The sequence below is a fragment of the Methylomonas sp. Uni0009 genome (genome assembly GCF_054188105.3).
Genome location: NZ_JBTAFN010000001.1, coordinates 592,413 through 615,158, shown reverse-complemented (window position 1 = coordinate 615,158; position 22,746 = coordinate 592,413). Strand labels below are relative to the sequence as shown.

The 22,746-nt window shown below is 48.3% G+C and carries 23 protein-coding genes; 17 read left to right on the top strand and 6 right to left on the bottom strand.

What is annotated here, in order from left to right:
* The 8 genes from ACWAU0_RS02885 (at position 1) to ACWAU0_RS02850 (ending at position 8,696) form a co-directional block, all read left to right on the top strand.
* Positions 1 to 1,053, top strand: coding sequence for a nucleotidyltransferase family protein (locus ACWAU0_RS02885; protein ID WP_458138251.1), 1,053 nt, complete (start codon positions 1 to 3; stop codon positions 1,051 to 1,053).
* 127 nt (positions 1,054 to 1,180) lie between these two features.
* On the top strand, positions 1,181 to 2,032 hold the full coding sequence (locus ACWAU0_RS02880) for a flagellin domain-containing protein (RefSeq protein WP_458138250.1): 852 nt from the start codon (positions 1,181 to 1,183) through the stop codon (positions 2,030 to 2,032).
* Between the two features lie 63 nt (positions 2,033 to 2,095).
* A complete protein-coding gene (locus ACWAU0_RS02875) occupies positions 2,096 to 2,533 on the top strand; it encodes a flagellar protein FlaG (RefSeq protein ID WP_458138249.1) in 438 nt (145 codons plus the stop codon).
* A 26-nt stretch (positions 2,534 to 2,559) separates the two neighbouring features.
* On the top strand, positions 2,560 to 3,957 hold the full coding sequence (gene fliD / locus ACWAU0_RS02870) for a flagellar filament capping protein FliD (RefSeq protein WP_458138248.1): 1,398 nt from the start codon (positions 2,560 to 2,562) through the stop codon (positions 3,955 to 3,957).
* A 15-nt stretch (positions 3,958 to 3,972) separates the two neighbouring features.
* Positions 3,973 to 4,359 carry a flagellar export chaperone FliS gene (gene fliS, locus ACWAU0_RS02865; RefSeq protein ID WP_026602079.1) on the top strand — a complete coding sequence of 129 codons (387 nt, stop codon included), beginning with the start codon at positions 3,973 to 3,975 and terminating at the stop codon, positions 4,357 to 4,359.
* Positions 4,359 to 4,691: a hypothetical protein gene (locus ACWAU0_RS02860; protein ID WP_319960454.1), complete on the top strand. Its 333-nt coding sequence runs from the start codon at positions 4,359 to 4,361 to the stop codon at positions 4,689 to 4,691. The genes fliS and ACWAU0_RS02860 overlap by 1 nt, the downstream gene beginning before the upstream one ends.
* A gap of 545 nt (positions 4,692 to 5,236) precedes the next feature.
* A complete protein-coding gene (locus tag ACWAU0_RS02855; RefSeq protein ID WP_192394772.1) occupies positions 5,237 to 6,094 on the top strand; it encodes a flagellin N-terminal helical domain-containing protein in 858 nt (285 codons plus the stop codon).
* A gap of 106 nt (positions 6,095 to 6,200) precedes the next feature.
* Positions 6,201 to 8,696 carry a 6-hydroxymethylpterin diphosphokinase MptE-like protein gene (locus tag ACWAU0_RS02850; RefSeq protein WP_458138247.1) on the top strand — a complete coding sequence of 832 codons (2,496 nt, stop codon included), beginning with the start codon at positions 6,201 to 6,203 and terminating at the stop codon, positions 8,694 to 8,696.
* Positions 8,697 to 8,739: 43 nt separating this feature from the next.
* On the opposite strand, the gene ACWAU0_RS02845 is transcribed toward ACWAU0_RS02850, so the two are convergent.
* Entirely contained in the window at positions 8,740 to 9,537 is a 798-nt protein-coding gene (locus ACWAU0_RS02845) for a cytochrome C assembly family protein (protein ID WP_458138246.1), read from the bottom strand.
* Between the two features lie 126 nt (positions 9,538 to 9,663).
* On the opposite strand from ACWAU0_RS02845, the gene ffh reads away from it, so the two are divergent.
* The 9 genes from ffh to ACWAU0_RS02800 all read left to right on the top strand — a co-directional run bounded on the left by ffh (position 9,664) and on the right by ACWAU0_RS02800 (position 15,765).
* Positions 9,664 to 11,019 (top strand): signal recognition particle protein, encoded by a 1,356-nt coding sequence (gene ffh / locus ACWAU0_RS02840; RefSeq protein ID WP_033157174.1) that lies wholly within the window; start codon positions 9,664 to 9,666, stop codon positions 11,017 to 11,019.
* Between the two features lie 88 nt (positions 11,020 to 11,107).
* On the top strand, positions 11,108 to 11,359 hold the full coding sequence (gene rpsP / locus ACWAU0_RS02835) for a 30S ribosomal protein S16 (protein ID WP_033157173.1): 252 nt from the start codon (positions 11,108 to 11,110) through the stop codon (positions 11,357 to 11,359).
* A gap of 26 nt (positions 11,360 to 11,385) precedes the next feature.
* Positions 11,386 to 11,877, top strand: coding sequence for a ribosome maturation factor RimM (rimM, locus tag ACWAU0_RS02830; protein WP_253734497.1), 492 nt, complete (start codon positions 11,386 to 11,388; stop codon positions 11,875 to 11,877).
* 8 nt (positions 11,878 to 11,885) lie between these two features.
* Positions 11,886 to 12,626, top strand: coding sequence for a tRNA (guanosine(37)-N1)-methyltransferase TrmD (gene trmD / locus ACWAU0_RS02825; protein ID WP_458138245.1), 741 nt, complete (start codon positions 11,886 to 11,888; stop codon positions 12,624 to 12,626).
* Positions 12,627 to 12,638: 12 nt separating this feature from the next.
* Complete coding sequence (gene rplS / locus ACWAU0_RS02820) at positions 12,639 to 12,986, top strand: 50S ribosomal protein L19 (RefSeq protein ID WP_020484866.1); 348 nt, start codon at positions 12,639 to 12,641, stop codon at positions 12,984 to 12,986.
* Between the two features lie 97 nt (positions 12,987 to 13,083).
* Positions 13,084 to 13,590, top strand: a complete 507-nt coding sequence (locus ACWAU0_RS02815) for a methylated-DNA--[protein]-cysteine S-methyltransferase (RefSeq protein WP_205453395.1) — start codon at positions 13,084 to 13,086, stop codon at positions 13,588 to 13,590.
* A complete protein-coding gene (xerD, locus tag ACWAU0_RS02810) occupies positions 13,587 to 14,471 on the top strand; it encodes a site-specific tyrosine recombinase XerD (RefSeq protein ID WP_205453396.1) in 885 nt (294 codons plus the stop codon). Before ACWAU0_RS02815 ends, xerD begins: the two co-directional genes overlap by 4 nt.
* Before the next feature lie 2 nt (positions 14,472 to 14,473).
* Positions 14,474 to 15,247 carry an acyl-ACP--UDP-N-acetylglucosamine O-acyltransferase gene (gene lpxA, locus ACWAU0_RS02805; RefSeq protein ID WP_205453397.1) on the top strand — a complete coding sequence of 258 codons (774 nt, stop codon included), beginning with the start codon at positions 14,474 to 14,476 and terminating at the stop codon, positions 15,245 to 15,247.
* Between the two features lie 95 nt (positions 15,248 to 15,342).
* Entirely contained in the window at positions 15,343 to 15,765 is a 423-nt protein-coding gene (locus ACWAU0_RS02800; RefSeq protein ID WP_205453398.1) for a transcriptional regulator, read from the top strand.
* Here the strand turns inward: ACWAU0_RS02800 and ACWAU0_RS02795 are convergent.
* Genes ACWAU0_RS02795 through msrB form a run of 5 tightly spaced genes read right to left on the bottom strand, consistent with a single transcriptional unit; the run spans position 15,762 to position 22,608 of the window.
* Positions 15,762 to 17,921, bottom strand: coding sequence for a TonB-dependent receptor plug domain-containing protein (locus ACWAU0_RS02795; protein WP_458138244.1), 2,160 nt, complete (start codon positions 17,919 to 17,921; stop codon positions 15,762 to 15,764). The genes ACWAU0_RS02800 and ACWAU0_RS02795 overlap by 4 nt on opposite strands.
* An 8-nt stretch (positions 17,922 to 17,929) precedes the next feature.
* Complete coding sequence (locus tag ACWAU0_RS02790; RefSeq protein ID WP_101051785.1) at positions 17,930 to 20,290, bottom strand: EAL domain-containing protein; 2,361 nt, start codon at positions 20,288 to 20,290, stop codon at positions 17,930 to 17,932.
* Positions 20,283 to 20,864, bottom strand: coding sequence for a YfiR family protein (locus ACWAU0_RS02785; RefSeq protein WP_458138243.1), 582 nt, complete (start codon positions 20,862 to 20,864; stop codon positions 20,283 to 20,285). Before ACWAU0_RS02785 ends, ACWAU0_RS02790 begins: the two co-directional genes overlap by 8 nt.
* A 47-nt stretch (positions 20,865 to 20,911) precedes the next feature.
* A complete protein-coding gene (locus ACWAU0_RS02780; protein WP_458138242.1) occupies positions 20,912 to 22,219 on the bottom strand; it encodes a M18 family aminopeptidase in 1,308 nt (435 codons plus the stop codon).
* Entirely contained in the window at positions 22,216 to 22,608 is a 393-nt protein-coding gene (gene msrB, locus ACWAU0_RS02775) for a peptide-methionine (R)-S-oxide reductase MsrB (protein ID WP_171696461.1), read from the bottom strand. Before msrB ends, ACWAU0_RS02780 begins: the two co-directional genes overlap by 4 nt.
* Positions 22,609 to 22,746: the final 138 nt, after the last annotated feature.

Below are 22,746 nucleotides of genomic sequence, written 5' to 3'. Positions count from 1 at the left end.
ATGAAACAGCATTGGCAGCAGGTATTGATTCGCCCGGAAGCGACGTTGCGAGCAACCATCGAGGTGATTGATCGCGCGGCCTTGCAGATTGCGTTGGTCGTGGATGAGCAAGAAAAATTGCTGGGTGTGGTCACAGATGGCGATATTCGTCGGGCCTTGATTCGCGGCTTATCTCTGGAACATCCGGTTTTCGAGGTGATGAATAAGCGGCCGAAAGTTGCCGCTTTAAATGACAGCAAGACCCAGTTGATTGCCATGATGGAGGGTCATCATCTCTACCAATTACCGGTTGTCGATGAACAAGGCAGAGTAGTGCGGCTGGAGTCGTTGCAGGCGCTATATAAGCAGCCGGCATTCCCCAATCCGGTGTTTTTGATGGCGGGTGGATTTGGTACCCGTTTGCGGCCCTATACGGACGAATGCCCCAAGCCGCTGTTAGAAATCGGCGGCAAGCCCATTTTGGAAACCATCATCGAGAATTTCGTTAAGTCAGGGTTTAGACAGTTTTATATAGCCGTGCATTACCGAGCGCAGCAAATCAAAGACTACTTTGGTGATGGTGGGCGTTGGGGAATTAAGATCGACTATATCGATGAGACCGAACCCATGGGTACGGCTGGCGCTATCGGCTTGATGCCGGATAATTTGCCGGACGTGCCATTGATTGTGATGAATGGGGATATTCTGACCCAGATCGATTTTTCCAGGTTACTGGCTTATCACAACGAACAGCAAGCGATTGCCACCTTGTGCGTACGCCAATACGAGTACCAAATTCCCTACGGGGTAGTGAGATTGGAGCAGCAAAGAGTGGTGGGGATTGAAGAAAAACCCTTGCAAAGCTGCTTGGCCAACGCGGGAATTTATGTGCTGGATCACAGTTTGATCAACAGCATCGCAGCCCAGCAAAAGCTGGATATGCCGACCTTATTAAACCAGCAAGTGGCTGCAGGCGAGATAGTCTCTATGTTTCCGGTCAATGACTACTGGTTGGATATTGGTCGTGAAGCCGATTTTCTAAGAGCACAGGGCGAATTCGCCCAATATTTCTGAATTAGAGGGTTAAAGTTCTCCAAGCCCGGGCCGATACAACATTCGAGTTTGAAACAAATCCTTTTAATTCAACACAACACAAAATCTTCGAAGCGTTGAATGTTTTCGAAATTTGGAGGGTAACATCATGGCAATGGTAATCAACACAAACGTCGGATCGTTGAATAGTCAACGTTTCCTTAATAAAACTAATGACTCGCTAGCTACCTCAATGGAGCGGTTGTCTTCTGGTTTGCGGATTAATTCTGCAAAAGACGACGCGGCAGGTTTAGCCATCAGCGATAAAATGACATCGCAAATTCGCGGTATGACCGTAGCAGTGAGAAACGCCAACGACGGTATTTCGATGGCGCAAACAGCTGAATCTGGTATGGGGGCAATCACTGATACTTTACAACGGATGCGTGATTTAGCTGTTCAAGCTGCCAACCGGGCGGCAGTGAGTGGCACAGATAGAGACAAACTGCAAACTGAATTTAAACAACTGGGTGCAGAGATCAAAAGGATCATTCAAAACACAGAATTCAACGGTAAGAAGATCCTCAATGGCTCTTTGGCAGGTGCTAACTTTCAGGTCGGCGCGAATACCACAGTCGACAACCAAGTTTCGGTTACTGTATCCAATCTAGAAAAAGTAACCAGTTTGAGTGCGCTGTTCGGTGCGGCTGGCTATTCAATTGGATCTGGTGCAGCATCAACCAAAGTTCGGTCAGCAATATCCGCTATTGATAGTGCCATCAAGAAGATCGATACTTTCAGATCTACTTTGGGTGCGATTCAAAACCGGTTTACGACCACAATTGCTAATCTGCAATCTTCAATTGAAAATCAAAGCGCCGCAAGATCGCGTATCCTTGATACCGATTTTGCAACTGAGACATCCAATTTGAGTAAAACGCAAATTTTGCAACAGGCGGGTACAGCGATGCTGGCGCAGGCTAATCAGTCCGGTCAATCCGTGTTGAGTTTGCTAAGGTAGCTTTGATAGGGAGGTTGCTTATCGTAACCTCCCGTTTAATACGAAAAGCATAAGGTGAATGTCATGAACAGTGAGATTTCAAATGTATTAAAGCTATCTCCCGTGACTGTTGCTAAAGCCGATAAGCAAACGGATGAAAAATCATTTGCGGGCCCCAAGGCCGATGCCGAAAAGCGTAGCCCTGGTATTTCCGCGTTGCAAAATGACTCGACTGTGTCCTCTTTAGTCTCGAATCAGGAACAGGACAAACAGAACGAAGCCAAGCCTTCTTTCGATTCGGTAAAAAAAGCGGCAGATAAAGGAAATTCGCTGCTTCAATCGGTTAACCGTAATCTCCAATTCAAAGTAGATGATTCAACCAAGGAATTAGTGGTGAAAGTCGTTGATAGTGAAACGGGTGATGTCGTGCGGCAAATTCCGTCCGAAGAAATGCTGGCGTTTATCAGAAGAATGCAGGAGTTAGATGGCCAACAAGGCTCTATGATTCAGGATCGTGCTTAGTAAGTTAGTCGGATGAGGAGAGTGTCATGAGCATAGTTTCGTCGACGGGTATTGGTAGCGGTATCGATATTGGCACCCTCGTGTCGCAATTGGTGACAGCTGAAGGTCAGCCGGCACTGAATGCGATACAGCGGCAACAAGACACAACGAATACGCGCTTGAGTGGGTTGGGGACCTTGAAAAGCGCGTTGTCCGATTTCCAGACGGTCGTAAGCAAACTTAAAGATGGGAATCTGTTTAAAACGCATAAAGCCGCGTCTGCCGACGAATCTATCCTAAAAGTCGCGGCGGGTGCAGGATCCGTGGCCGGGTCTTATGCCGTCGAAGTTACTCAGTTGGCGAAGGCGCAAAAATCTATTTCGGGGGAGTTTGCCAACTCGGCTGCCACCGTTGGGACTGGATCTTTGACTATCGCAACCACCGCCGGAGCTTCGTTCAATGTGACGGTTGCTTCGGGCAATAACACGTTGTTGGGAATCAGGGACGCTATCAACAACGCTTCCGGCAATACCTCCGTTACCGCAAGTATCGTTAACGTCGACAACTCGACCGGCACCGGCACGATTTCCAAGTTAGTCCTCACAGCCAAAAATTCAGGACTCGCCAACTCATTTACTGTGACGGGTACCGATGACGATGGTAACAACGCCGATACGTCAGGATTGTCACAAATTTTTTCTTCTAACTTGAGCGCTCAGACAACGGCTACCGACGCTATTATCAAAGTCGATGGTCAAACCGCGACACGAAGCACCAATTCCATAACCGATGTCATCCAAGGTCTGACCTTAGATTTGAAATCTGCTCAAGTGGGTACCAAAGTAAACGTCGATGTTAGTTTGGACAATGAGGCTGTCAATAAAACGCTGACAAGTTTCGTCACTGCGTACAACAAGTTACATACCACTTCCAAAGATTTGGGCAAATATGGTGGAGGTACTGGCGGTAGCAGTTCCGGAAATGGTGCGTTAATCGGCGATGCTACCCTGCGTTACGTGACTTCTCAAGTCAGGCAGGATTCGGCAAATCCGGTTTCTTCAGCAACGGGCAGCTATAACTCGCTAGCCATGATCGGCATAAAAATAGATAAAGATGGCGTGATGTCATTGGATAGCACGCAGCTTAACACCGCATTGAGTGCCAGTTTACAATCTGTAAGTGACGTGTTTTCGTCGTCTGATGGCGTAGCGACCCGGCTTTATTCAAAATTGGATAACGTATTGCAATCGGGTGGGCCGTTGGATAGTCAGCAAACATCGCTGAAAAAACAATTGTCAGCCTTGGATAGTCGTAAAGCCGACGTGCAGGTTAGGCTGGATAATTTGCAAAAGACTTTGCAAAAACAATTCACAGCCATGGACGTCAATGTAGGTAAATTTAAATCAACCGGTTCTTTTCTAAGTAACTGGATCAGCAAATTGTAATGAAGAGGTTTTCCCATGTACGTTGATGCTCATAGAAAAGGCGCTAGACAATACGCAGAGGTCCATACCTCAAGCAATTTTGGCGAGGAATCTCCCCATCGGCTGATTCAAATGTTGATGGAAGGGTTCTTGGCTCGAATCAATTCTGCTAAAGGTGCAATTACTCACGGGGATATGGAAGCGAAAAGTATCTATATATCCAAGGCAATTGGCATAGTTGGTGGTCTGAATGAGGTGCTTGACCTAGAGCAGGGTGGCGAAATTGCCGTCAATCTTCGCCAATTATACGATTACATCAACTTTCGGCTGTTACAGGCAAGCAGTGAAAACAGCGAGGACATATTAAACGAGGTAACTGTATTGATGAAAGACGTCAAAGAAGCCTGGGATGCGATTGCCTGATGTCTCTTGATTTCCCGGATCCTAATTTCTTGGAGTGGCAGCAACAATTACAAGGTTTTGCTGACAATATCCAAGAGTGCATACTAAAAGCGGAATGGGAGGGGCTGGCTGATATTTTGGATAAAAGGCAAGTTTGTTTAGAACAGTTTTTTGCGGGCGTAGCGTGCTTGCCAGAGCATAAAAAACTACTTGTCAAGCAAGTAGCTCAGTCGATGCTTGAGCAGGATGCGGTTTTTATTTCTTATATCGAAGAGCAAAAGTCGCTCTCGGCTGCTCAGCAATCAGTCTTGGATCGCGGCCGCAAGGCAATGCAGGCTTATAACAGTTACTAAGTTATCTGATTCAGACTTATCCCCGTTTTTCCCCGGGTCATCCCGTTCCAACACGCTGTTCAGCGTATCGATATACCCCTTAATTTCTTGATTGTTGTTCTGGCGGCAATGAAATGCCGCTCCTCTGTGTGTTCTTCTAAGGTTCTCAATTGTTTGCCTGATTTCAGCTTGAAGCACTCTTCGACGTTTTTGTAATCCTTTCGTATATTGAAATAGCGATCCTCAAGTTATGTGATTCTTGTGTATATTGTTGATTTAATTTAATTTTTTTGTTTTTATTGGAGGTATTTGGTATGTGGTTCTTCTAGGTAAGGTATTTCGGAGGGGCGAGTCAAAAAAATGTCGTTCTAATTGGCTTAAGGCTGTTTAATTGGCGAAACCGCCTTTGATCGGGTGTGTTTTAGCCGTTCTTGATGATGCTAATAGCGTATTATTTTTTAATTATTGAATTTAAAAGGGATTTTTATACATTGGCATGAAAAGTGATTGATGTTTAGTGGCGGCAATAATGCCTATTCCATTTAGTATCAACCGGGAGAACGATCATGCCATCATCAATGGTCATCAATACAAACATCGCGTCATTGAATAGTCAGAAGTTTCTGACGCGGACTAACGATAGCCTGCAAATGTCTATGGAGCGCTTATCATCAGGTCTCAGAGTCAACAGTGCTAAAGACGATGCCGCCGGTTTGGCGATTGCCGACCGGATGACATCGCAAATTCGCGGTATGACTGTTGCTATGCGCAATGCCAACGACGGTATCTCCATGGCGCAAACTGCGGAAGCTGGGATGGGCACAATAACTGAGACATTGCAACGGATGCGTGACTTGGCTGTGCAAGCCGCTAACAGGGCTGCTGTAAGTGGTAGTGACAGAGATAAACTACAGACTGAATTCAGGCAATTGGGGTCTGAAGTGAAAAGGATTATTCAAAATACCGAATTCAACGGAAAAAAAATCTTAAACGGCTCGTTAATAGGTGCGAATTTTCAAGTGGGTGCGAATACTGCAGCAGACAACCAAGTTTCTGTTACGGTTTCAGACTTGATAAAAGTCACGAGTCTAAGCGCACTTTTTGGTGCGGCTGGTTACTCTATTGGATCTGGAGCAGCTTCTGCTAAAGTACGGTCAGCAATATCTGCTATTGATACCGCTATAAAGCGCATAGATACGTTCCGCTCGAATTTAGGTGCGATACAAAATCGATTTATGACCACTATCTCTAACTTGCAATCTTCTATTGAAAATCAAAGCTCTGCACGTTCGCGGATCATGGACGCCGATTTCGCTGCCGAAACTGCGAATTTAAGCCGCAGTCAAATTCTGCAGCAGGCCGGTACGGCAATGTTGGCTCAGGCTAATCAAGTAACCCAGGGTGTATTACAGCTATTGAAATAAAAGCACCAGCATTATTTAACCTGAATTCACGGTGCATTTGAATATAGGAATGCTAAGCTGATGCGTAGCTAGTGAGATTCCGTAAACTTTAATCAAGAAGTAGCAAATGGATGATGAACTTGATCAGGTGAGACAATATGACTTAGGGCCAATAGGCGTAAATGATTTTGGTGAAAAATATTTTTTCAACCTGAATAGAAACAGCTTCGATAGAGTGAGTGCTGGAGTGTTGTTTGACGCGAAGTTTGGTAAGGATCTGTTTGCCGAAGATACGCTTAATGTGGTTATCGGCACGGATTCAGGGTTATTGCCAAAATACCTGCAAAGCAAGTTTTTACCAAAGGGTACGCGCTACCTCTTCATTGAGCCGGAAGGTGTTTTGCAGGCTTTAAAACAAAACCAATTGCTTGATGGCTTGGATGAGAAGATTCTGTGTGTTGGTTTGGAGCAATGGCCGGAGGCTATTAAAAATTTCAAAATAAACGACTATTTGTATATCAACGCAGTACGCTCCTACAATGCAATTTGTGCGCAAGACGATTATATAGAGGAGTATGCAGAGCTAAGTTGGCATATCACGGAAGTTCTATCGCAACTGCATTGGCAAATTAGCGTCGAGCTGGGTAGCGAGGCGTTTATTGCTAGACAGATTATTAACCTAGCCGATAACCAACGGCCGGCAAAAGTGCTGGAAAAGGCCTTTGTCGATAAGACGGTATTAATTTTGGCGGGTGGTCCCTCGCTTGATGAGGTTTTACCATGGCTCAGATCGCATCGGAACGACGTTGTGGTTTTTGCGGTTTCCAGAATTTCTCGCCAGTTATTACAAGCCAATATCGAGCCGGATTTTGTGTTTTCGGTGGATCCGACTGATCTGAGCTTTGATATCAGCAAGGAAATGCTCGAGTTCAGCAGCAAACCGATTTTTGTCTATTCCTACCACACTGTCCCCACTTTAGTTAACCAATGGCACGGTCTTGGGTTCTATCTTGGTCCGCGACTACCTTGGCCGTCGCCACTGAATGTAGCGAATATTGGCAGTGCGGGTCCGACGGTGACCAATACTGCGCTGAGCGTGGCGTATCATTTTGGCTTCAAAAGAATAGTGCTCGCCGGCGTAGACTTATGCTTCACCAAAGAAGGCTTCACGCATGCCAGCGGTAGCGACGAGCAACTGGCCGGGCCACGCTTTAATTTGACATCGTTGCAAGTAGAGACAAATGCCGGATTTATGGCACCTACTAGTTGCGACTTTTCACAGGCTATTCTCTCGCTGGGTTTTCAGGCGAAACAGTTGTCTGGCATGGGATGTCGGATTTTCAATATTTCCGGCGGTTCTGCCAAAGTCGAAAATATCGAGTATTTACCCATATCCGAAATTGAATTTGGGGATGGCTCCATTAATGTGGCTGAAATCGTAGCCGAGCGCGTTAGCGAAGCCGCTGAGCATAGTAAATATTACAAACAAGTTCTTGATGAGTTGGGGCGTGCCCAATTTCAGATCAAAGGAATTGCCCGTCTGGCGGAGAATGCGCGCCGTGTCAACGATGAGATGTATAGTGCCGATGGGGTCATTGGAAACTATAAGGATAAAAAAAGACTGGATCAGATCGAGAAGAAGTTTAAGCGAGAACATAGGCATTACAGCAAGTTGGTAAAAAGCTTTGGTATCAGAAGTTTTATCAAGTTGACTAAGGCATTTAACGATGAGGCGTGGAGTGCTGAAGAAGCCAAGCAACTTGGCAATGTTTTCTATGACGCCTATCGGGAAGGTGCAGCGAAATTGATGTGTTTGTTGGATGATGCTGTTGAAAGAGTTAAGGCCAGGCAACAGGAATATGCGGATGTGCCGGATTTTGGTTTGATAATGGAGCAATATCGAAAAGACAGAAGTTTTGGGCGCGCAAGATTGTGGAAAGCTACTGCCGCTGAGGTGCCGGTAGATGTTCGGGCTCAATTTGCCGATTTTGAAAAACGCTTCTTAGATATTGTTCATGATAAACATACTCGGCATTTTGCCAAGGCCAAAAGCCAGGGAAATCTTTCAAGTCTGAAGCAAAGGGCTGGCTTGTTATTCAAGCATAAAAAAATCGAAGAATTGAGTGATTTGCTGATTAGTCTGAGTAAGCATCAGGATCGGCAGGCGGTTGAGCCGTATCGCCATTTGATTACTGGTTACTTGGCCGAATTGCAACACGCATCGGCCCAGGCGCTGGATGCATATCGACAAATTGTTGACGGTGGTGGTGTGTTGGTAGAGCAGGCTCTGATAAGAATTGCGGATATCGGTATCGATGGCGATGACGCTCATACCGCCAATTTAGCGTTACAGTGTTTGTCGCAATTGAATCCCGTCTACTTACCCTTATATGCGGAAATGCAAAGGCTGCATGGCGATGTGATGGTCGCTATAGACGCCTACAATAATTACATCGGCCAATTCCCCAGCGATACGTTGGCGCAAATAAAATTGGCTAACTTGTATACGGAGCAAGGAATCTATGATGCGGCTATCATGATGCTGGATTATATTTTGGCTCAAAAACCTGATCTGGAAGTTGCTCTCACCATGAAGGCTGCGTTGGTTTCCGCTGGATTTTAACTGCGGATGTGGTGCTGCGTGGCCTCGGGCTATTTTTAAAGGGTCAAACTTTTTTCAATATCAATTCCAAAACCAATTTACTGCCGAAATAGGCTAATAGTAATGAAGTAAAGCCTATGAGGGTCCACTGAATTGCGCTTTGCCCACGCCAGCCATAGCGAATCCTGCCGAACAGTAGTGCGGAAAAAATTATCCAGGCCAGTATCGATAGTACGGTTTTATGAACCAAATGCTGCGCAAATAAATCCTCTACGAAAAAGAAGCCGGTGACTAAGGATGCGGTCAAAAACAGTAATCCCGTTGCAATCATTTGAAACAACAGTGATTCCATGGCTTGCAAGGGTGGTAAAGCCAACATAAAGCGTTTGGGGTGGCGATGGCGCAATTGTTGATCCTGAACGGCCAATAAAATGGCTTGTAAGGCGGCGATATTTAATAGGCTGAATGCCAATATCGATGTCAGTATGTGAGTGCTCATCTGCCAATTGTGGTTCACAATTAGGCGTGGCGTAGCTGGGTAATGAATATCTAAAGCCAGCATGGCAGCAGCGACTGGAAAAATCAACACGCCCAGTTTTGCCACAGGTTTGTCCAGCGAGGCAATTAGCAGCAGAAGGCAAATAACCAGGCCTGCCAGCGATGCGGTACTGAAAAAACTGAAGTTGAATCCATCATGGTTTTGTACGTTCAGGACGGTGTAGGCGCTATGTGAGCCTGCGCCAAGCCAAGCCAGTTGCATGGATAGCCGGTGCGGTTTGGCGCCAAAGATTTCTTTAACGATCAATGTTGCGGCAATCGCGTAGCTTAATATCGAAAATAGGCCGACGGGTGTGGTGTACATGGCGATGGCTAGGGAATAATCAAAAGGTGTTGCGATTCGGTTATGTTAAACTAAGCAGACCAATTGTTGTAATCCGTTTGTGTTGGCAGACATCCGCCGGAACCCTAGAAAAATAAAGACGCAGCTATGTTTGATAATTTATCTGATCGCCTCAGTGGCACACTAAAAAAAATTAAAGGCCAAGGTCGTCTGACCGAGAGCAATATCCAGGACACCATGCGCGAAGTAAGAATGGCTTTGCTGGAAGCCGATGTTGCTTTGCCGGTAGTGACCGATTTTATCGATCAAGTTACTCAGCGCGCGTTGGGTCAGGAAGTGCAAACCAGTTTGACGCCAGGACAGGCAATGATCAAAGTGGTGCAGTCCGAGCTGGTCAAGGTGATGGGTTCGGCTAACGAAGAGCTGAATCTACGGATCAACCCGCCGGCAATCGTATTGATGGCAGGTCTTCAGGGTGCGGGTAAAACGACTACAGTGGCGAAGTTGGGTCGTCACCTTAAAGAAAAGAAAAAGAAAAAGGTAGGCGTGGTGAGTGTTGACGTTTATCGTCCTGCCGCGATTAAGCAATTGGAGACGTTGGCCGCCGATGTTGGATTAAAATTTTTCGAAAGCGATGTCAGCGAAAATCCTGTTGATATTGTCAACAGGGCTATAGATGCAGCAAAGCGCCAATTTTTAGATGTGGTAATTGTCGACACCGCCGGACGTTTGCATGTCGATGACGAGATGATGGCAGAGATCAAAGCTTTGCACGCCGCAATCAAGCCGATTGAGACCTTATTTGTGGTTGATAGTATGACCGGTCAAGATGCTGCAAACACTGCCAAGGCTTTTCATGATGCCTTGCCATTGACCGGTGTCATTCTGACCAAGGCCGACGGCGACGCGCGTGGCGGAGCGGCGCTTTCCATTCGGCATATAACAGGCAAGCCGATTAAGTTTATCGGTGTCGGCGAAAAAACCGATGCCTTAGAGCCTTTCTATCCTGATCGGTTGGCTTCGCGTATTCTCGGTATGGGCGATATGTTGTCGCTGATTGAGAATATCGAGCAAAATGTCGACAAAAAAAAGGCCGAGCAATTAGCCAAAAAGCTGCAAAAAGGCAAAAGCTTCGATTTGAACGATCTGAAGGAGCAGCTTGAACAAATGCAGAATATGGGCGGGCTTGGCGCGATGATGGATAAGCTGCCGGGTATGGGTGGAGTGCCCAAAGATATTAAGGATAAAGTCAACGACAAAGATCTGGCGCATCAGATTGCCGTAATCAACTCAATGACCAAACAAGAGCGGCGTTTTCCCGATCTGATTAAAGGCGGTCGGAAACAGCGTATCGCCGATGGTTGCGGCTTGGATTTGCAAGCTGTAAATCGTGTGTTGAAGCAGCATCAAATGATGGAAAAGATGATGAAAAAATTCAGCAAAGGGAATATCGCTAACATGATGCGCGGTTTGAAGAGCAATATGCGCGGCATGAGAATGTGATTGTCGTAATTTGTCCTTCACTTATTGTAAAAATCGCGTAGAATAGTTTGATTAAGTTTTTTGATTCAATGTTATTTAAGGTATCCAAATGGTAAGCATTCGTTTGTCCAGAGGCGGCGCTAAGAATCGTCCTTTCTATCATGTTGTTGTTACCGACAGCAGAAGCAGTCGCGATGGTCGTTATATCGAGCGCGTAGGTTTCTTTAATCCGTTGGCTCGCGGTGGTGAGCAAAGATTGGTTTTGGATAGCGAACGCGTCCAATATTGGAAAGCCAATGGCGCCCAACCAACTGACCGCGTCGCTAGATTGATTAAAGACGCCGATAAAGCAGCCGCTTAATTTTAGCTTTGTCAGAAGGGGATTTTTTGAACGTCGGCCAAGTGTCCGGCGTTTTTGGTGTAAAAGGATGGGTAAAAGTCTATTCCTTCACCGATCCCCGTGAAAACATATTGCAGTATTCCCCATGGATTCTGCGAAAAAATAGCCACTTCCACGAAGTTAAATTGCTTGGAGGTCGGCGGCAAGGCAGTTTGGTCGTCGCAGAGTTGCAAGATATTACTGACAGAGATGTTGCAGCAGGGTTGATGGGCGCGGATATTTTGATTCGCAAGCAACAATTACCCAAAGCGAGCGATGGCGAATATTATTGGGCGGATCTGATTGGGCTGGAAGTACGCAATCTAGAGGGTTGCCAATTAGGCAAAGTTGATCATTTATTGGAAACCGGCGCTAACGATGTTCTGGTCGTAGTTGACGGGGAGTTAGAGCGTCTGATTCCGTTTTTGCAGCAGAGTACTGTTTTAAAAATTGATCTTGACGAAGGCTTGATTCTCGTCGATTGGGATCCGGACTTTTAACTAAAGGCATGCGTTTTGACGTTATCAGTCTCTTCCCTGAGATGGTATCCGATGCTGCTAGTTACGGAGTAACCGGTAGGGCGATTGAACGAGGCTTGGTCGGTTTGTCGGTTTGGAATCCCCGCGATTACACGCTCGATAAACACCGGACCGTCGATGATAGACCTTATGGTGGCGGGCCGGGAATGGTCATGAAATGCCAACCTTTGCTCGACGCAGTGAATGCAGCCAAGCAGCATTATGTCTTGGCTAACAGCAAAGTAATTTGCTTGAGTCCGCAGGGGCGTTTGCTCAGTCAAGAGTTGTTGTTGGATGCGAGTCGCTATGATCGATTGATCCTCGTATCCGGTCGCTATGAAGGCATAGACGAGCGTTTTATCCAGCATGCTTGCGACGAAGAATGGTCGCTGGGCGATTATGTCATCAGCGGTGGCGAGCTGGCAGCCTTGATAGTAATCGACGCGGTTACCAGGTTAATTCCTGGCGTACTTGGTGACGATGAATCTGCTAAACAAGATTCGCATTTTGATGGACTGTTGGATTGCCCGCATTACACGCGACCCGAGCATAGCGATATTGGCGACGTCCCTGATGTGTTGCTCGGCGGAAATCACGCCGACATCAAGCGGTGGAGGATGAAACAAGCGTTGGGACGGACTTGGTCGAGGCGGCCGGATATGCTTGAAAAAGTAACATTAAGCGCAGAGCAGGATGCTTTGTTGAAAGAATTTAGAACTGAAGTTGTTTAATAGGGTGTGGTTATGAGTAAAATTATTGAAGAATTGGAAGCTGAACAGCTGAAAAAAGATGTACCGGAATTCGGACCTGGCGACACTGTCGTGGTGCAAGTTAGAGTAACTGAAGGCACGCGGGAAAGGTTACAGGCTTTTGAAGGCATTGTGATTGCAAAACGTAATCGCGGTTTGAATTCAGCATTTACTGTCAGAAAAATTTCGCATGGCGTGGGTGTTGAGCGGGTTTTCCAAACTCACAGTCCATCAGTTGGCAGTATCGAAGTAAAACGTCGCGGTGACGTTCGTCGCGCTAAACTTTATTATCTGCGCGATTTGGCTGGTAAAGCCGCACGTATCAAAGAGAAACTTTCTTAATACGCTGCAATCTGGTTCGTTTATAGCGAATCAGGTAATGAGAAAAGGCGGCCTGATCAGCTGCCTTTTTTTTTGCCGATAGCAAAAGAGAGGTGTGATGCCTTTACATATCGTTTGGCAAAATGTTGCGGATGGTGAAGAGTCCCTGCTCGCCGTGCCACTACTCAATGCGGAATTGATATTAACCATGGCCGGTGAAATCATTACGGATGCATCTTGGCACGTTGGCGGAGAGTTAACTAAGACTTTGTCACCACAGGCTGTTAGTGTGCAAAGTTATCTGTTAAACCCGATGCAAACCGAACTGCATGTTACCTTGCTAAGCCAGGGTAGCGTGTACGCTAATACGGTTTGGAGTGCGTTATTGGCTATTCCTGTCGGGCAAGTGGAAACATACTCGGGGTTGGCGGAAACGCTGGGTTCAGGACCTAGAGCAATAGCGGGGGCTTGCCGAAATAACCCTTATGCCGGGATTATCCCGTGTCATCGGGTGGTGGCAAAGCGTGGCATCGGCGGTTTTATGGGGCAGGGCGACGGCGAGTTTGTGGCGCTTAAACACCGTTTACTCGAGTACGAGCGTGGTTTGGGATTGGACAGGGAATGAATTCGGCGCAGACCATAGAGGCATTCTTAAACGCATTGTGGTTGGAATTTGGATTAAGCGACAATACGCTATCGGCTTACGGCAGCGATCTTAAATTGTTTGCGAAGTGGCTGAAGGATAAGGATATAACCGCTGTTGACGACACGACGATCAAAAGTTTTTTGGCTAACAGACAGCAACAAGGTATAACCAGCCGTTCGTCGGCCAGAATTGTCTCTTGTTTGCGGCGCTTTTACGGTTATTTGCTGCGCGAAGGTAAGATTAATATCGATCCTACCCAATTAATAGACTCGCCACAGCTTGGCCGCACGTTGCCGGATTCATTGTCAGAAACCGACGTCGAATTGTTGTTAAATGCTCCGGAAGTTACCGACAAGTTGGGTTTTAGGGATAGAACGATGCTTGAAATGCTTTACGCCACAGGGCTGAGGGTGTCCGAGTTAGTCGAACTGAAGTTTAGCCAAATTAATTTTCGGCAAGGTTGTGTGCGCATCGTCGGCAAAGGCGACAAGGAACGCCTGGTGCCGGTTGGTGAAGAAGCCATGGATTGGGCCGAACGTTATCTGAATACTGCCAGACAAGCAATCCTGGGGAATAGGCAAAGCGACTATTTGTTTGTTACCACCCGGGGCACTTCTATGACCAGACAGGCTTTTTGGCACATTATCAAACGCTATGCTGTGCGGGCAGGTATCGATAAACATTTGTCGCCGCATACGCTACGTCATGCGTTTGCCACGCATTTATTGAATCATGGCGCTGACCTTAGAGTGGTTCAGCTACTGCTCGGCCACTCGGATTTATCCACTACCCAAATTTATACGCATATTGCCCAACAGCGTTTGAAAGTATTACATACCCAACATCATCCAAGAGGCTAACCATGACTGCATCGATTCATCCCACCGCTTTTATCGAAACCGGCGCCATGCTTGGAGAAAACGTCAGCGTTGGGCCGTTTGCGGTGATAGAGGCGGGTGCGGTAATTGGCGCGAATAGTCGAATAGGTGCGCATGCCGTAGTGCATGCGCATGTCAAAATGGGCGACGGTAATGTGTTACACCCGCACGCTGTGCTAGGCGGCTTACCTCAAGATTTGGGGTTTGATGCGCAAACCGAGTCGTGGCTAGAGATTGGGGACAATAACGTGTTTCGAGAAGGATTTACCGCCCATAGGGCTACAGTAGCTGGCAGTGCTACCAGGATCGGTTCAGGTTGCTATTTCATGAACAACAGCCACGTTGCCCATGATTGCGCGGTTGGTGACAAAACGATTTTTGCCAATAATGTGGCGATTGGCGGTCATGTAGAGGTGGGGCATAACGTGTTTATGGGCGGGGCGGTAGTTGTGCATCAATTTTGCCGGATCGGCGCTTACGCCATCGTGCAAGGCACAACGGGGATTAACATGGATGTGATTCCGTTTATGCTGATAGGCGGCCGGCCCGCGAAACATTATCGGCTCAACATAGTGGGCTTACGGCGAGCCGGTATAGTGGGTGAGAATTACAAAGTGCTTTCCGCCGCGTTCAGATTGTTGAAAAATAAAAAAAGCCTCGAAGAATTGCAATCTACCGAAGAGCTGCAATACTTAAGGCGTTGGCTGGCGGTCGATTCCAAGCGTGGATTACACGGATTTATCGATGTTACCAACTGAATTCAATAGTCAGGGGCAATGCCGTAGGAATTTAACAAATTAGTTCCGGAGGTCAAAGTGGCAAGCCAGTCAGCTAACAGACAGCAAGATTTATCATGAAAATACAAGTAATCGATAACATCGACCAAATCCAGCCACTGATGTTGATGGCGGAAGCGGATGTTGCGTTTTATTCGGATGAGATCCAAGCTCTTAATGCTGCTGAACAGCTCCAACCCAACATCATTTTGCTGAATTTTGCGTTGCGCGGTAGCCAAACGCCCGACTATACCAACTTGTTATTGGCGGCCAGTCCGACCAGTAATATCGTGATCATCGGCGATGACTTGCATGAAGAGCAAATTCTGCACTGCGTGTTGGCCGGCGCCAAGGGCTATCAGAATAGTCAGTCGCTGGCGGCCTATATCAACAGAATGATCCACGCAGTCGCTACCGGCGAGGCTTGGTTGAGCCGTAAGATCGTTGCTTACCTTTTGGATGCCATCCACCGGAATTATTCGCTGCAAGCAAGCAGCTAAAAGTGTAAACCAGCCTCGAAATAAAAAGTTTGTCCGGCGATGGGCAAATTATAAGGATAACTGGATGTAGCCGGTTCTTTGCCGTGGCTATCGAACAGGTTCCTAGCCGATGCCGTCAGATCCAGATATCCCATCAGTTTTTTAGCATTTAAAGTTAGGTCGACCGTTTCATAATCTTTTAAAACTCGCGTATCTTCCGGGCTGCTAAGGCGGTGACCTATCCAGTTAATTTGGGTTTGAATCTGCCATTTCGGCATAAAATTCCAGGCGAGTGCGGTGTAAACATGATGCTCGGGGACATTGCTAACCCGGGTGTGTGTCGCTTCGTTGCGGGCAAATTGCCAAGCGTAGTTACCGCGTAGATTCCAATCTGCGTGAAACTTCCAATCCCATTCAAACTCGCTGCCATAGCCGTCTTGACCTGACGTGTTACGCTCGGTTAGCGTGCCGGCTCCGGAAATCGGGCCGCTAATCAAATCGCGGATCTCATAATGGTACAAATTCAACGCGGTTCTCAGATTTTTCGTTGGACGATAATCGAATGCCAGCTCGGTAGTTGAGATGGTTTCCGGGCTCAAAGACGGGTTGCCAAGGAAAAGCGGACTGTTTTGCTGATATTGTTCTACGAAGCTTGGCGCTCTGTAAGCTTGTCCATAGAGCAATTTAGCAGTCAATTCAGAATTGATGTTCCAGACCAACGCAGCGCGGGGGTTCAATGTGCCGCCAAAGTCGGAATAGTGGTCAAAGCGCAAACCGGTGGTCAGGTGCCAGTCCTTGGCAAATTGCCATTCGTCTTGTATCGCCGCGGACCAGATGTCGCGATGATGGTCGTCAATGAATGTGAGAGGGGTTCCAGTTAAGTCTTGTAAACCGCCAGCAACATTGATGGCGGGAAATGCCGATAGCCCGGACCCGTTAATAACACCTACGCCGTAATTGCGCGCTTCCTGGGTGTTCATCTCCTCATACCGGAAGCCGGCGATCATGCGGATTAAATGATCGGAAAAGCCTTTGTAAATACTGGTTAACTCAAAACTGGGTACAGTATTTTTAAAACCGGCGACAAAGCGCAGCCCCTCCGGAAATAGCACCAAGCCTCGGGTCGCCGCCAGTTGATCGGTGACGTTGCTGTCCGCGCCAATCGGTAAAATTGAGCCGGCCGGAAATCCGTAAATATTGGCGGATACATCGCTATGTAAAAAGCTGGCGTGTGCTTGTAGTTCCCAGTTCTCCAGATCATCCTCAGTGGAATAACGCACATCCGCCAAGTAATTGCTGCCATTGCCCTTGCCCTTGTTATCCAGCGCGCCATAAGCGCCGGAACGAAACCCGTAGTCGCTTTCGTTAAAAGCCCAAAATCCCAAGTCCCAATGTTTGCGCTGTAAACTCAGATGACTGTTCCAGCGTTCGTTTTGGGTTTGCATGGGGCCGGGAGCGAGGGATATATTCGTTCCCAACGCTTGGTCGACTTGGGTTTGCGCGTCGGCAGCGATGATTCGCTCGGGATCGACCCCGTTATGGCTATATTGCAGGCTACCCGCTACATCCCAGCCTTGCCATTTACCGCCGTATTGGCCCCAAGCGCTTTTAGTATCGGCATTGCCGCCGCGTGCGCCGACCGTGACGCCATCAATATCCGCGGCCTTTTTGGTGACAATATTAATCACCCCCGCGAAGGCGTCGGCACCGTAAAGCGCGGAGCCCGGCCCGCGAATCACCTCGACACGTTGAATATTTTCGACGGGAATAATCATTCCCGCCATATGCGTACCCTGATAGGGCACGGAGAAACGTGTGCCGTTGAGCATGAGCAAGACTTCGGCATTGGTTTCATTGCGCATGCCGCGCATCGTGTAACTATAGTCGTTAGTCACCGGTTGGATCGTAACATGCATGCCAGGTACGGTTTCCAGCACCTCGTGCAGATCGGTAGCGCCCATCGTGGCAATTTGCTCAGCGGTGATAACGGTGGTCACTGCTGCCGATTGCGATACCGATTTGGCGGTACCCGAGGCAATACTCACTGAAATATTAGCTAATTCCGCTGGCGATAAATCCAGAAAATCGTTGACGGTTTGGTCGGCATAGGCCTGCTGACCGATGAGGCTGAGGACTAGAGAGTGTTTGAAAAGCCGTTTCTTCACTGTTTTCAGCATAGGATTTCTCATAATTCCCGCAGTGGTGCCGGTTTGGCAATGCCGTAGCCTTGTGCGTAATTCACTCCCAAGGTTTGTAGTAGATCGAAAATACTCTGGTTTTCCACAAATTCGGCGATGGTTTTTTTGCCCATTACATGGGCGACCTCATTGATCGCTTTAACCATAGTCAAATCCACCCGATCATCCAGTATGTCTTTTACAAACAGCCCGTCTATCTTTAAATAATCGACCGGTAGGTTCTTTAGGTAAGCGAAAGACGATAGGCCACTGCCAAAATCATCCAGGGAGAACGAGCAGCCTTTTTGGCGCAGCGAATCGATAAATTGCCGGGCATAGGAAAGATTGCTAATGGCGGCCGTTTCGGTGATTTCGAAACAAATCTTGTGGGTGGGTATCTGCCATTTGCGGAATTGCTCGTCGATAAAGCCCAGCATGGCTTGGTCCGACAGCGACAAACCGGACAGATTGACCGAACACATTTCCAGACGGTCCAGAAAGCCTGGCGTCGTTGCCAAGTGCTCGAACAATCGGGAGATCACCCAACGATCTAAAGGCGAAGCCATATTGTAGCGTTCCGCAGCAGGTAGAAAGGCGCCGGGCGGAATCACCTTATCTTGATCGTCTCGGTAGCGGATTAAGGTCTCGAAATGCAGACCACCACGATTAGCGGCTATGGGTACGATCAATTGACCGAACAACTGGAAGCGGTCTCGCTCGATTCCCAGGCGGATTTTTTCCACCCATTGCATTTCGCCTTGGCGCAGCGTGAGTTCTTCATCGTCCGGGCTGAATATATGTACCCGGTTGCGGCCTTTTTCCTTGGCGGCGTAACAGGCGGCATCGGCTTCTTTCAATACATCCACGGCATTGCCGCAGGCGCGATTGATTGGGGCGATGCCGATACTCACCCCGATGTTGAAACTACGGTTTTCCCAGGCGAATTGGAAGTCGCATACCGCATTGCGCAGTTTTTCGCCGGTGATGATGGCTTGTTCGAGGGAGCAATACGACATCAGGATGCCAAACTCGTCGCCGCCCAGTCTAGCCAATATGTCCATTCTGCGTACTTGTTGACGCAGTACTTCGCCGAGTTGCCGTAGTAGCTCGTCGCCCGCCAGATGGCCGCAGGTATCGTTGACGATTTTGAATTGATCTAGATCCAAATAACACAAAACGTGATGGCTGTCGTTGGCTTGCGCCTCCAACACCAAGTTTTGAATATGGATGTCGAATTGGCGGCGGTTGACTAGGCCGGTCAATTCGTCGTGGCTGGCCTGATAAGCGATTTTTTCCGAGAGGCGTCGGGTTTCGGTAATGTCTTCGCAAACCAGCAACAGGTGCGAACGATTGTTTTCGTCTTTCACCAGACGCGCGGTTTCCCTGGCCCAGATGATGTTGCCGTTGCGGCAGATGATGCGGCTTTCCAGCTTATGTACTTGTTCGGGATGATTACGGCAGATTTGGAAGAACTGGTTGCAGTTGCCTATATCTTCGGGATGGGCGAAGTTGAAAATAGAGCAGCCTTGCAGTTCTTCAACGCTCAAACCCAGCTGGCGGGCGCCGAAGCGGTTTACCGAGATGATTTGCCCTTGCATATCCAGGTTAAACACCATGGTCGGGTTGTTGTCGTACAAGGCCTGGAAGTTATTTTTGACACTAATCAAGGCTTTGTTTTGAATCTCCACGGTATCCAGCATACCGTTGAACGCATCGACCAAAATGCCCATTTCATCATTGCTGTGCTTGGCTGCGCGCAAGGAATAGTCGTGTTCCTGGCTGACTTTCTGCGCGGTTTTAGCCAGTTGTGCGATGGGTTTCGCCACCCGGTTTAATAAGGGGGCAGTCAGCAAAAAGGTAATCGATAACGCCACAAACAATACAATCAGCACCACACCGATAAATTGCAGTTCTCGCCAGAAGGCCGCACTGAGGTCCGACGACAGAAAGATTCCGCCGACAATTTCGTCGTCCAGGCGCATGGGCTGATAAACATAAAGGTTGAGTTTATCGAAATAATTACGCAAGCCATGCGATACGATCGGGCAGGTGGCGGATTGCTTGTCCAGCGAGGTGAATAACTGACCTCTTTTGGTGTAGACGCAAGCGCTGCGCAAATCGGGGAGATTATTCAAGGACACCAAGTTTTCCTTGGCCAAATTGGCGTCGTCGAACATCACTGCGGCCACACTTCGGTTGGCGATCAGGCTGGCTACGGCTATTAAATCGCTTTGGGCCTTGCGCTTTACTTCGGTGACGTTCACCGTTACCAAAATCACCAAGGCCAACAGCATGGAAAATAGGCTGGAGGTGATGGCGATGCTGAACAATTTGCCTTTGATGGATAGCCGCGAGAAGAATCTACTCATGCTCACCCCCCTCCACCAGCGTGGCAACTTCGATGAGTTTGGCGCTGACGTTAAAACCGCTTTGCTTCAATGCTTTGAGGTTGAGGTGCAGTTTGACTTTGCCGTCGTCGAGTGCAAAGCCGATCATGCCGCCGGATTCGGCAAAAAACGGCTCACTACTGACCGTCAGTGATTTTTTCAGCGATCCGACCAGTAATACACCGGGTAAAGCAAGGTCCGCCCGCTGTTCGGGATTGTCGAAATAGACGATGTCGCAATCTTTCGCCTGTTTGGGCGTATCGAATTTGAACAAGCGAATGGGTTTTTCCTGAACGGTCTTGCTCTCCAGCGGGCTCAGCAGACTGCCGAAAGGGTCGTGGCCGATGATACAGATATTAAAGGTGGGGCTGGCTTTTTCCGGCCAAGTGATGAATTTGGTGAAGTTATAGAGATAGGCAGCCTTGACCTTATATTCCAGGTTCAGTTCGTCTGCCGACGACGGTTGACTGACAACGCAACATAGGATTACCCACTTTACGAGCTCAAAAGCGCGCCGCAACAACAATGCGTCATCAGTGGAAAAGACGGAAACCAAGGTTATTCCCTACCGGATAAAATCATCAGGCAAGGATAGTTGAAAAATTATCGGTTGCTGAAAAATCCCCGCAAGGCCCGAATCATATAGGCATGGTCGAGTACGCCGGCACTCTCGCGAATGCTGTGCATGGCCCACATAGGGGAGCCGACATCGACACTGCGGATGCCTAATTTCGCCGACGCTATCGGGCCTATCGTACTGCCGCAAGGTAGGTCGCCGTGATGTGCGTATTTTTGATAAGGCACGCCGGCTTGCTGGCAAATGCGGATGAAAGTAGCCTCTGAAATGCATTCGGAGGCATAACGATGGTTAACATTTACCTTGATGACCGGCCCGTGGTTGACGATAACTTTGTGGCCGGGTTCGTAGGCGCCGGGAAAGTTGGGTTGATAGGCATGCGCCATATCCGCGCTAACCATAAAACTATTAGCTAGCGAACGCCGGTAGTCGTCCGGGGTACTGCCTACCGCATTGGCGATACGCTCAAGCACATCCGGCAGGAAACTGCCGGCCGCGCCTTTGCAGCTTTCGCTGCCTATTTCCTCGTGATCGAAAAACGCACAGACCAACGTGCTGTCGGTATCTAGTGTCGGCGCATCCAGCAAAGCGGTCAGTCCTGCATGGCAAGACGCCAAATTATCCAATTGGCTATCGGCATAAAACAGTTGCCCGTCACCCCACAGATTGCCTTTCTGGGTGTCGTAGGTATTGAGCTCCCAACTTAAAATTCGCTCGGCGGCAATGTTGCCGGCTTGTTCCAGCAATTGCCGAAACCGGTCGGCAGGTAATTGTTGCTCGACACTGGCCGAGAAAATGAGTGGCAACTCACTTTGTTTTTTTAGCTTCAGGCCGTCTTCGTTGACGCCGCGGTTCATATGAATCGCCAGATTCGGCAGACGCAGCAACGGTTCTTCAAATCGCAGTAGCCGGCTGGCGATGTTGCCGTTTTTATCCAGGTAGGCAATACGGCCTGCCAGACTCAGATCACGGTCAGTAAACGTAGCGAGAATTGGCCCGCCGTATACTTCCACGGCCAGCCGCAACAATTTGTCCGAGTCGATCAGCGGCTGCGGTTTGACGCGCAGCCCCGGCGAATCGGTATGGGCGCCGAGTATTTTGAAGCCGGTTTCTGCCAAGGCTTGTTTGCCGATGACGAATGCGGCGATGGAAGAATCGTCTCTGATCACATAATAGCGACCACCGCTAACCAATGACCATGTGTTGCTTTCTTGGATGCGTTGGAACTGATGCGCCTGCAAGCGTTCTTCTATGCTGGCAACCGCATGCCAAGGGCTGGGGCTGGCGTCGATGAAGTCCAGCAAATCTTGCACTTGTTGCTGAGCGGAGATCATGATTTTTCCAGTGTCAGCGCCACGGAATTAATGCAATAGCGCAGGCCTGTTGGTTGCGGTCCGTCTTCGAATACGTGACCAAGGTGAGCGCCACAGGACTGGCAGGTCACTTCAGTCCGCCGCATGCCGTGGCTGTTATCGGGGTGCTGATCCAGGCTTTCCGAGCTCAGCGGATTCCAAAAACTGGGCCAGCCGCAGCCGGAATGGAATTTATGTTCAGAAGTAAACAGGGCGTGACCGCAGCAGACACAGCGGTACACGCCGGCTTCGTCGCAATCGGTATATTTGCCGGTAAAGGGCGGCTCGGTACCTTTTTCCCGGCAGACATGATATTGCTCGGGAGTTAGCTTCTCGCGCCAGGCTTGTTCAGTATCGTGTTTCTCGGTCATGGTAGTGTTCCGCATGCTGTAATTAGTGGGCATTGTACCCAGTCTACCTCGGCATCAAAAGCAATCAAAAGCTGGGAATATTTCAGTTCATTGCATCAGGAGGTCCTAATGTTCTTGAGCCGTAAGGTTTTGAAGCAT

Coding starts and splice junctions, on each gene's coding strand:
- ACWAU0_RS02885 (WP_458138251.1), top strand. CDS start 1: ATGAAACAGCATTGGCAGCAGGTATTGATTCGCCCGGAAGCGACGTTG.
- ACWAU0_RS02880 (WP_458138250.1), top strand. CDS start 1,181: ATGGCAATGGTAATCAACACAAACGTCGGATCGTTGAATAGTCAACGT.
- ACWAU0_RS02875 (WP_458138249.1), top strand. CDS start 2,096: ATGAACAGTGAGATTTCAAATGTATTAAAGCTATCTCCCGTGACTGTT.
- fliD (WP_458138248.1), top strand. CDS start 2,560: ATGAGCATAGTTTCGTCGACGGGTATTGGTAGCGGTATCGATATTGGC.
- fliS (WP_026602079.1), top strand. CDS start 3,973: ATGTACGTTGATGCTCATAGAAAAGGCGCTAGACAATACGCAGAGGTC.
- ACWAU0_RS02860 (WP_319960454.1), top strand. CDS start 4,359: ATGTCTCTTGATTTCCCGGATCCTAATTTCTTGGAGTGGCAGCAACAA.
- ACWAU0_RS02855 (WP_192394772.1), top strand. CDS start 5,237: ATGCCATCATCAATGGTCATCAATACAAACATCGCGTCATTGAATAGT.
- ACWAU0_RS02850 (WP_458138247.1), top strand. CDS start 6,201: ATGGATGATGAACTTGATCAGGTGAGACAATATGACTTAGGGCCAATA.
- ACWAU0_RS02845 (WP_458138246.1), bottom strand. CDS start 9,537: ATGTACACCACACCCGTCGGCCTATTTTCGATATTAAGCTACGCGATT.
- ffh (WP_033157174.1), top strand. CDS start 9,664: ATGTTTGATAATTTATCTGATCGCCTCAGTGGCACACTAAAAAAAATT.
- rpsP (WP_033157173.1), top strand. CDS start 11,108: ATGGTAAGCATTCGTTTGTCCAGAGGCGGCGCTAAGAATCGTCCTTTC.
- trmD (WP_458138245.1), top strand. CDS start 11,886: ATGCGTTTTGACGTTATCAGTCTCTTCCCTGAGATGGTATCCGATGCT.
- rplS (WP_020484866.1), top strand. CDS start 12,639: ATGAGTAAAATTATTGAAGAATTGGAAGCTGAACAGCTGAAAAAAGAT.
- ACWAU0_RS02815 (WP_205453395.1), top strand. CDS start 13,084: ATGCCTTTACATATCGTTTGGCAAAATGTTGCGGATGGTGAAGAGTCC.
- xerD (WP_205453396.1), top strand. CDS start 13,587: ATGAATTCGGCGCAGACCATAGAGGCATTCTTAAACGCATTGTGGTTG.
- lpxA (WP_205453397.1), top strand. CDS start 14,474: ATGACTGCATCGATTCATCCCACCGCTTTTATCGAAACCGGCGCCATG.
- ACWAU0_RS02800 (WP_205453398.1), top strand. CDS start 15,343: ATGAAAATACAAGTAATCGATAACATCGACCAAATCCAGCCACTGATG.
- ACWAU0_RS02795 (WP_458138244.1), bottom strand. CDS start 17,921: ATGCTGAAAACAGTGAAGAAACGGCTTTTCAAACACTCTCTAGTCCTC.
- ACWAU0_RS02790 (WP_101051785.1), bottom strand. CDS start 20,290: ATGAGTAGATTCTTCTCGCGGCTATCCATCAAAGGCAAATTGTTCAGC.
- ACWAU0_RS02780 (WP_458138242.1), bottom strand. CDS start 22,219: ATGATCTCCGCTCAGCAACAAGTGCAAGATTTGCTGGACTTCATCGAC.
- msrB (WP_171696461.1), bottom strand. CDS start 22,608: ATGACCGAGAAACACGATACTGAACAAGCCTGGCGCGAGAAGCTAACT.